8 protein-coding genes and 1 pseudogene are annotated in these 7453 nt (G+C 62.8%); 5 read left to right on the top strand and 4 right to left on the bottom strand.

The annotated features are described in order from the left end of the window. A pseudogene (locus EOA86_RS14695) lies at positions 1–345 on the top strand (GTPase HflX); the annotation flags it as partial. Positions 346–351: 6 nt separating this feature from the next. On the opposite strand, the gene mazG reads toward EOA86_RS14695, so the two are convergent. From mazG to opgC, 3 genes are all read right to left on the bottom strand, one after another. After that, entirely contained in the window at positions 352–1176 is an 825-nt protein-coding gene (gene mazG / locus EOA86_RS14690) for a nucleoside triphosphate pyrophosphohydrolase (protein WP_128342278.1), read from the bottom strand. An 86-nt stretch (positions 1177–1262) separates the two neighbouring features. After that, entirely contained in the window at positions 1263–2447 is a 1185-nt protein-coding gene (locus EOA86_RS14685; RefSeq protein WP_128342276.1) for an amino acid aminotransferase, read from the bottom strand. Between the two features lie 178 nt (positions 2448–2625). Continuing rightward, positions 2626–3780 carry an OpgC domain-containing protein gene (opgC, locus tag EOA86_RS14680; RefSeq protein WP_128342274.1) on the bottom strand — a complete coding sequence of 385 codons (1155 nt, stop codon included), beginning with the start codon at positions 3778–3780 and terminating at the stop codon, positions 2626–2628. Between the two features lie 352 nt (positions 3781–4132). Between opgC and EOA86_RS14675 the strand changes: the two genes are divergently transcribed. The 4 genes from EOA86_RS14675 to EOA86_RS14660 all read left to right on the top strand — a co-directional run bounded on the left by EOA86_RS14675 (position 4133) and on the right by EOA86_RS14660 (position 6859). Beyond that, positions 4133–4651 carry a sigma-70 family RNA polymerase sigma factor gene (locus EOA86_RS14675; protein WP_245497266.1) on the top strand — a complete coding sequence of 173 codons (519 nt, stop codon included), beginning with the start codon at positions 4133–4135 and terminating at the stop codon, positions 4649–4651. A gap of 8 nt (positions 4652–4659) precedes the next feature. Next, positions 4660–5433, top strand: coding sequence for an anti-sigma factor (locus EOA86_RS14670; protein ID WP_095520656.1), 774 nt, complete (start codon positions 4660–4662; stop codon positions 5431–5433). 21 nt (positions 5434–5454) lie between these two features. Continuing rightward, positions 5455–6171: a Bax inhibitor-1/YccA family protein gene (locus EOA86_RS14665; protein ID WP_029352369.1), complete on the top strand. Its 717-nt coding sequence runs from the start codon at positions 5455–5457 to the stop codon at positions 6169–6171. A gap of 127 nt (positions 6172–6298) precedes the next feature. Then, entirely contained in the window at positions 6299–6859 is a 561-nt protein-coding gene (locus tag EOA86_RS14660; RefSeq protein ID WP_128342270.1) for a DUF2076 domain-containing protein, read from the top strand. Between the two features lie 143 nt (positions 6860–7002). On the opposite strand, the gene EOA86_RS14655 is transcribed toward EOA86_RS14660, so the two are convergent. Then, positions 7003–7453 (bottom strand): arginase family protein (locus EOA86_RS14655; protein WP_206630024.1); only part of this gene is annotated, 451 nt, incomplete at its 5' end.

Here is a 7453-nt window from a genome sequence, read left to right as displayed (position 1 = left end):
GAAGTGTGGAACAAGATCGACCGGCTCGATGAAGTCAACCGGGCGCGGTTGCTCGCCGACGGCATCGACGGCAACAAGGCGCCGCCGATTGCCATATCGGCCGCCACCGGCGAGGGCATCGATGTGCTGAAGGCGATTATGGAGACAAGAGTTTCAGGCGAACTGGAAACGCTGACCGTCACGCTCAAGCCTGACCAGCTTGGGTTCGTCGACTGGCTCTACCGCAATGGCGACGTCGTCTCGCGCACCGACAATGACGATGGCGGTATAACCGTGTCGCTCAAAGCGACGCGAAGCGCACACGAAGAGATAGAAACCAGATTGCATCGTAAAAACAACGGATAATTTCTGTTACTTCGCGCTTTTGGCTTGCTGCCAAAGCGCCTCCATCTCGTCGAGCGTCGCCCTTTCCAGCGTGTTTCCGGACGCTTCCAGCGCTAGCTCGACATAGCGGAACCGCGACCGGAATTTCTCGTTGGTGCCGCTGAGCGCCGCTTCGGAATCAACCTTGAGATGACGCCCGAGATTGACGACGGCAAACAGCATGTCGCCGAACTCGTCCTTGATCGAAGCTGTATCGCCCTTGGCAAGGGCCTGGCGCAACTCGCCGATCTCTTCCTCGATCTTGTCGAGGATCGGCGTGGCCTCGCTCCAGTCGAAGCCAACGCGGGCCGCTTTCTCCTGCAGCTTGAGCGCCCGGGTCAAAGCGGGCAGGGCGACCGGTACGCTGTCCAGAAAACCATTGCCATGATCCTCAGGATCGTGCCCGCGGGCGAGGCGGGCGTTTCGCTTTTCCGCTTTTTCCTCGGTCTTGATCTTCTCCCACATGCCCTTGGCCATGCCGGCGCTGCGCGCCTTCTCGTCGCCGAAGACATGCGGATGGCGGCGGATCATTTTTGTGGTAATGGCCTGGACCACGTCGCCAAAGGCGAATTCACCGGCCTCCTCGGCCATCTGCGCATGGTAGACGACCTGCAGCAGGAGGTCGCCGAGCTCGTCGCGTAGATCGTCCAGGTCGCCGCGCGCGATCGCGTCCGCCACCTCGTAGGCTTCCTCGATCGTGTAGGGCGCGATGGTCGAGAAATCCTGCTCGATATCCCACGGGCAGCCGGTTTCCGGCGCACGCAGCGCCGCCATAATCTCGATCAGCCGGGAAATATCTTTCGAAGGTTTCATCTGTCGACGCTATCGTGCAGCGATCACTCAGCCAATGCTGTCACCCGGCAAGGGCGCATTGTCCACAGTTGCCAGCGACGGTCGGCTCAATCGAGCACTGAGACGATCGCCTTGGCGAGCGCGTCCATGCCGTCCTCCGGCAGGCCGGCGACGTTGATGCGGCTGTCGCCGACCATATAGACACCGTGCTCGGCACGCAGCCGCTCGACCTGCGCTTCGGACAGGCCAAGCCGGGAAAACATGCCGCGATGGCTGGCGACGAAATCGAAGCGATCGGAATTGGACTGCCGCCGCAGCGCTTCGGCGAACTGCACCCGAAGCCGCAGCATGCGCAGGCGCATCTCCTCTAGCTCCGCTTCCCAGTCGGCGCGCAGTGTGGCGTCTTCAAGCACGATGCGCACCGCGGCCGCGCCGTGGTCCGGCGGCATCGAGTACATAGCGCGCGCCGCCGACAGCATCTGGCTCATTGCGACATCCGCCTGCGTGCTGTCTTTAGCCAGGATCATGGCCGCGCCGACACGGTCACGATACACGGCGAAATTCTTGGAGCAGCTCGAGGCAACCACCATTTCCGGAACTTTTTCAGCCAGCAGGCGCAAGCCGGTGGCGTCCGCGTCCAGGCCCTCGCCGAACCCCTGATAGGCAATGTCGACAAAAGGCAGCAGGCCGCGCTCGATGACCAGGTCGGCTATTTCGGCCCACTGCGCGGTGTCCAGATTGGCGCCTGTCGGGTTGTGGCAGCAACCATGCAGCAGCACCACGTCGCCGCTCTTGGCGGTCGCCAGCGCGCTCATCATGTCCGCGAAGCGAACAGCACCTGATGCAGCTTCGAAGTAGGGATATTCGCGTATCTGCAAACTGGCGGCGCGCATCACCGGCAGGTGGTTCGGCCATGTCGGGTCCGACAGCCAGATCGTCGCGTCGGATCGCGTCCTCTTGAGCAGTTCGGCCACCAGCCGCAGCGCGCCGGAGCCGCCGGGTGCCTGCGCCGCGCGGATGCGCGAAAACTCGGCCGCAGGGCCAAAGACCAGCCTCGCCGTCGCTGTGTTGAAGCCGGTATCGCCTGCAAGGCCGAGATAGGTCTTGGTGTCCCGGCTCTGCAGCAGTCGCTTTTCGGCTTCGCGCACGGCGCGCATCACCGGCGTCTTACCATCGCGATCCTTGTAGACGCCGACGCCGAGGTCGACCTTGCCGGGGCGGGGATCGGCGCGATAGAGGCCGATCAAGGCAAGGATCTTGTCGGCTGGGGCAGGCTGGAGGTCTTCGAACATCGGCGCGGTTCCGTTGGCGGCGGAGTGATACGCAAATCGGCTGTGCTGCGCCAGCGGTTTCATTTGCACCAGGCTGAAAACCGCCAAACCAGGAGACAGGACGCAGAAATCCATAGCATGCCTTGAGGAAAGGCTCGCACGCGGCGAAAGCTTGACGGCACGGCTCGTCGACGCCGTTCTATGACGCCAGCTTGAGCGCAGCAGACGGCAAGGCGGCGACAGGTTGCTGCTTCTTGCCGCCCCAACCGATCCGCGGCAGCCATTCGAGGTAATAGGCGAAGCCGAACTGCAGCGCGATGCCTGTCGAGATCAGGATCGCGTCGTAGAGGAGTCCGCCCGGGCTGACGACCTTCATGACCTGCGCGATCATGGCGAGGATTGTTCCGGCGATGAAGACCGGCAGCGAATGCTTGCCAAGAACCGCGAGCGGGTGGCCGGGACCCGTCTTCGCCAGGTTGGAAAGCGCCGGGATCGCCACGATCAGGTAGGCGATCGCCAGAATGTGCATGAGCCGCGACAGCGAGAGGAATGTCTTGTCGAAGCCGGTCAGCACCGTAGGCAGGCCGGAGGCCGTTTCGATGCCCCACAACGGCAGCCGCACCCAAATCAGCGCGCCGACCAGATACCCGACGGCCGCGCTCGCCATCATCCAGTTGAAGCGGATTTCGCCGCCGCGCTTGACGTGCAGCATGCCGGCGATCCCGATCACGAACAGAAACTGCCAGGAGAGCGGGTTCAGGAACCAGAAGCCGTCGCCGGGAAAATTCGAAGGCGCGATCTGGAAAATGCCGACGATGAGCCAGAGAAGAGCGGACGCAGCAAGCATCAGGCGCAGGCTGAAAGTGCCGATCCACAGGAAAAGCGGCATCATCAGAAGTACGACGGCATACATGGAAAGAATGTTGTTATAGCCGATCTGATGACCGAGCGCGGCGATGCCGAGCAGCGCTTCCGGCGTGTCCTCGATGATCATCTGAATGTTGATCAGCTTCAAAAGATCGGGCCGCGAGAAATGCAGTGCAGCCGCCGAGAAGATCGCCAGCGTCGCCACCGTGGTCATGACGTGGGTGACATAGAGGACACCGGCGCGCCGCCAGGCCTTTAGGGTAACGAGCAACCGGTTTCCCGGCCGGAACTTCAGTCCGTAGGCGAGCCCAACGGCAATCCCCGAAATCAGCACGAAGGCTTCGGCCGAATCGGAAAAGCCGAAATTCTTGTGCGTGAAATACTCGAAGATCGTCCCCGGCACATGGTTGATGAAGATCGTCAGTAGCGCTAGCGCGCGGAAGACATCGATGCGGGTATCCCGCTGGGTTGGCACATTGCTTGTCATGTTGGGTCGGTAATTCGTTGAACAAGGCAGGCCCAAACGGCCGTCGGTGAAGCGAAGATTCGGCGGTGAATGTTTCCTGCCTTTAACTGGCAAGTGCCCGAGAAAGATGACAACTTCCCGGTTTTCCGCGTCACAAATTAATTCAGGTATAAACATCGAAATCCCCGGTGGGGCTAAATCCGCGCGGCGAATTGCGGCGGCTGAGGGGAGGGCTGCTCGTTCGCGGACAAAGAAGCCGTACGCGCGATGGCGGCGTTGTACCGTTGATGCCAGACCTTTCCGGATCGCAAAAAAACTCAAAGAGCGGGATTAAAAACCTGCCATGCTCCGTAAACGGGACATGAGAGGATCGATGCCACGCTTCAATATCATAGGACAGCTTGGTTCCCTGAGGCGCTACGCGCGTTCGCTGACGCGCGACAGCGCAGAAGCAGAGGATCTGGTGCATGACGCGCTGGTGCGTGCCTATGAGCGGCGCGGCACCTTCCGCTCCGGCGGGAACCTGCGCGCATGGCTGCTGTCGATCGTACACAATGCCTTCATTGACGGTTTGCGGTCCCGCAAGTCCGAAGCGGCGCGCGTCGAGCAGGCCGGATATCTTATCGACGCCAGCGTGCAGGCTCCCCAGGAACATTCCGTCCGGCTGGCACAGGTGCGCGAAGCTTTTTTCAAATTGCCGGATGAGCAGCGTTCGGCGCTGCATCTCGTCGCCATCGAGGGACTTACCTACAGCCAGGCGGCCGAGGCCAGCGGCGTACCGCTGGGAACCCTGATGTCGCGCATCGGCAGGGCGCGCGCGGCGCTCCGCGAGATGGAGGACAAATTGCCGGCACGTGCGAAAAGCCACCTCAAGATCGTGGGAGGCCCATGATGTCCATGATGAGCGAACTGCGCGACCCGGTGACCGATGCCGACCTCGACGCCTATGTCGACGACCAGTTGGACGTTGCCCGCCGCATCGAGGTCGAGGCGTTTCTTTCCGCCCGTCCGGAGGCGGCCGCTCGCGTGATGTCCGACCTCAGGACGCGCGACGAACTGCGCGTGGCGCTTGCCGGGTCCAAGAGCATGGCGCGGCCGGCAACGGCCGACGCAGCACGGCGGCTGGAGCGGGGACTGGCCCGGGGTCGGGCCTTACGCACGTTGCAGCGGGCTTCGGCGGTCGCAGTGTTGGTGGCCGCGGGCTGGTTTGCGAACGGGATCGTCGGGCCGATATCGGTGACGAAAGTCGTCGCCTCGACCCAGCCGCCTGTCTATCTGGAGGAGGCGATCCGGGCACACAGGACGACGATCGTGCGCGAGGCCATGTCATCCCAGCCCGAAGCGCCTGATTACGATGCGGACGAAATCCGCGCCGCCACGGCGATCGTCATGCCGTCGCTGCCGAAGGACTGGAAAGTCCGTGACGTGCAGATCTATCCATCGCAGTTCGGCCCGAGCGTCGAGATGGCTGTCGAAACAAGGGACCTGGGACTGGTCTCGCTGTTCGCGATCAGGCCCGGAACGTTCGACGTGGTCCAGCCGACCGTCGCCCCCTCGGGGGAAATTTCCTCGGCCTATTTCCAGATCGGCGAAGTTGCTTACGCAGTCGTCGCCCGACGCGGTGTCCGCGATCTCGATCGCACCGCAGAGACGCTCGCCAACACGCTTTACTGACCCTCACAAAGGAGAACCCGCATGAATACCCCCAATCTAGGATACCGCACCGGCGTCGGAGCCCAAACCGGCGCCGTCTATGACGAAGGCCTGCGCCAGCACATGCTGCGCGTCTACAACTACATGGGAGTTGGCCTCGTCGTTACCGGCGTGATCGCCTTCGTGGTGGCTTCCACGCCAGCCCTCTACGTGCCGATCTTTTCCAGCCCGTTGAAGTGGGTGGTGATGCTGGCACCGCTTGCCTTCGTGCTGCTTTTCTCGTTCCGGATCCAGACGATGTCCGCGGCCGGCGCTCAGGCGATGTTCTGGGCATTCTGTGCGGTCATGGGCCTGTCGCTGGCGTCCGTGTTCCTGGTGTTCACCGGTACCAGCATCGCGCGCACCTTCTTCATCGCCGCCACCATGTTCGGCGCGACCAGCCTTTACGGCTATACGACGAAACGCGACCTGACCCAGTTCTCGTCCTTCCTGATCATGGGCCTGATAGGCGTGGTGATTGCCAGCATCGTCAATATCTTCCTCGGCTCGACCGCACTCCAGTTCGCGATCTCGGTGATCGGGATCGCCGTCTTCATCGGTCTCACCGCCTGGGATACCCAGACGATCAAGGAGCAGTTTGCGGAAAACTTCGGTGCGGAATCGCAGCAGAAGCTCGCCGTCTTCGGTGCATTCTCACTCTATCTGAACTTCATCAACATCTTCCAGCTGCTGCTGAACTTCACTGGCGAGCGCGAATAGGCCCGTCAATCAACTGCATGTCGCGGCAGCGGTTTTGGCGCCGCGACATGCATAAAACAGGGACTTAGAGCGCGTCGCGAGAATCACTTGGACGCGGGGCGCGCCTGGACAACCGGAGTAGCTTCCCATGGACAGGAACGACCAGCAGGCGATCGGGAATCTTTTCGAGAAACTTGCGAACGTCGAGCGACAGACGCCGCCGCGCGATGCCGAAGCGGAACGCTTCATCAACGACCAGATTGCCCGGCAGCCCGGCGCGCCATACTACATGGCGCAGACCATCGTCGTGCAAGAGCAGGCCCTGAACGCGGCACAGTCCCGCATCGAGGAACTGGAACAACAGGCAAAGCAGTCTGCCGGCGGCGGATTGCTTGGCGGGCTCTTCGGCGGCGGCAGGCGCTCGGGTTCGGTCCCGCGGGTAGGGCGCACCGCTGCCGCTGTGCCGCAGGAGCCGCTTTCGGGCAATGATCGGCAGAGGGCAGGCGGCGGGTTTCTCGCAGGAGCCGCGCAGACTGCGATGGGCGTGGCTGGGGGTGTGCTTCTCGGCAACGCCATCGCAGGCATGTTTGGCGGAAGCGAAGCGCAGGCAACCGAGCCGGCGGCGTCACAGCCAGACGAAGCCGCTGCCGACCCGGCAGGCGACGCCGGCTCCGATGGCGGCGGCGACTTTGGCGATATCGAATTTTGACACGAATGGAAAGCGCGGAGGGCGGTCTGACCAGGAAATCGGCCTTCGCGGCAAGGGACAGTAACATCCACTGCGACCAGGAATGTCGCATCAGGCGATGACGAGCCTTCCTGTCACTGACCGGATCACCCGAGAAGCCGGGTTCAAATCTGCCGGACGATGGTGCCGATCACATTGACGAGAAGGCGCGCGGCGGTCAGGGCCGACAGGCCGTCAATGTCGGCCGGAGGATAGAGCTCGACAAGGTCGAATCCTGCGATCCTGGCCCGCCTGCCGAGGCCCGCGATCAGGTCGATCACCTGCGTGTAGGTGGGGCCGCCGGGTGTACGCGCCGCCACGCCCGGCATGATGCCGGGATCGAGGCCGTCGCAGTCGAGGGTGACGACGATCCGCGCTCCTTCCGGAATATGCCGGAGAGCCGCTTCGACGCCCTGGGCGTGAACCTCGCGGGCGGTCACGAAGCGGCTGCCATAGCGCCGCGCCGCTTCGATTTCGGTGAGGCGCGCGCTGCCGACGCCACGCAGGCCGACCTGCACGATGCCAGCGACATGCGGCATCTCGCTCGCCCGGCGCATCGGGTTCGAATAGCCGTAG

Source organism: Mesorhizobium sp. M5C.F.Ca.IN.020.32.2.1, from assembly GCF_004023105.1.
Taxonomy (GTDB): domain Bacteria; phylum Pseudomonadota; class Alphaproteobacteria; order Rhizobiales; family Rhizobiaceae; genus Mesorhizobium; species Mesorhizobium wenxiniae.
The sequence above is the reverse complement of the archived record's forward strand: the minus strand, read 5'-3'. Positions and strand labels throughout refer to the sequence as shown.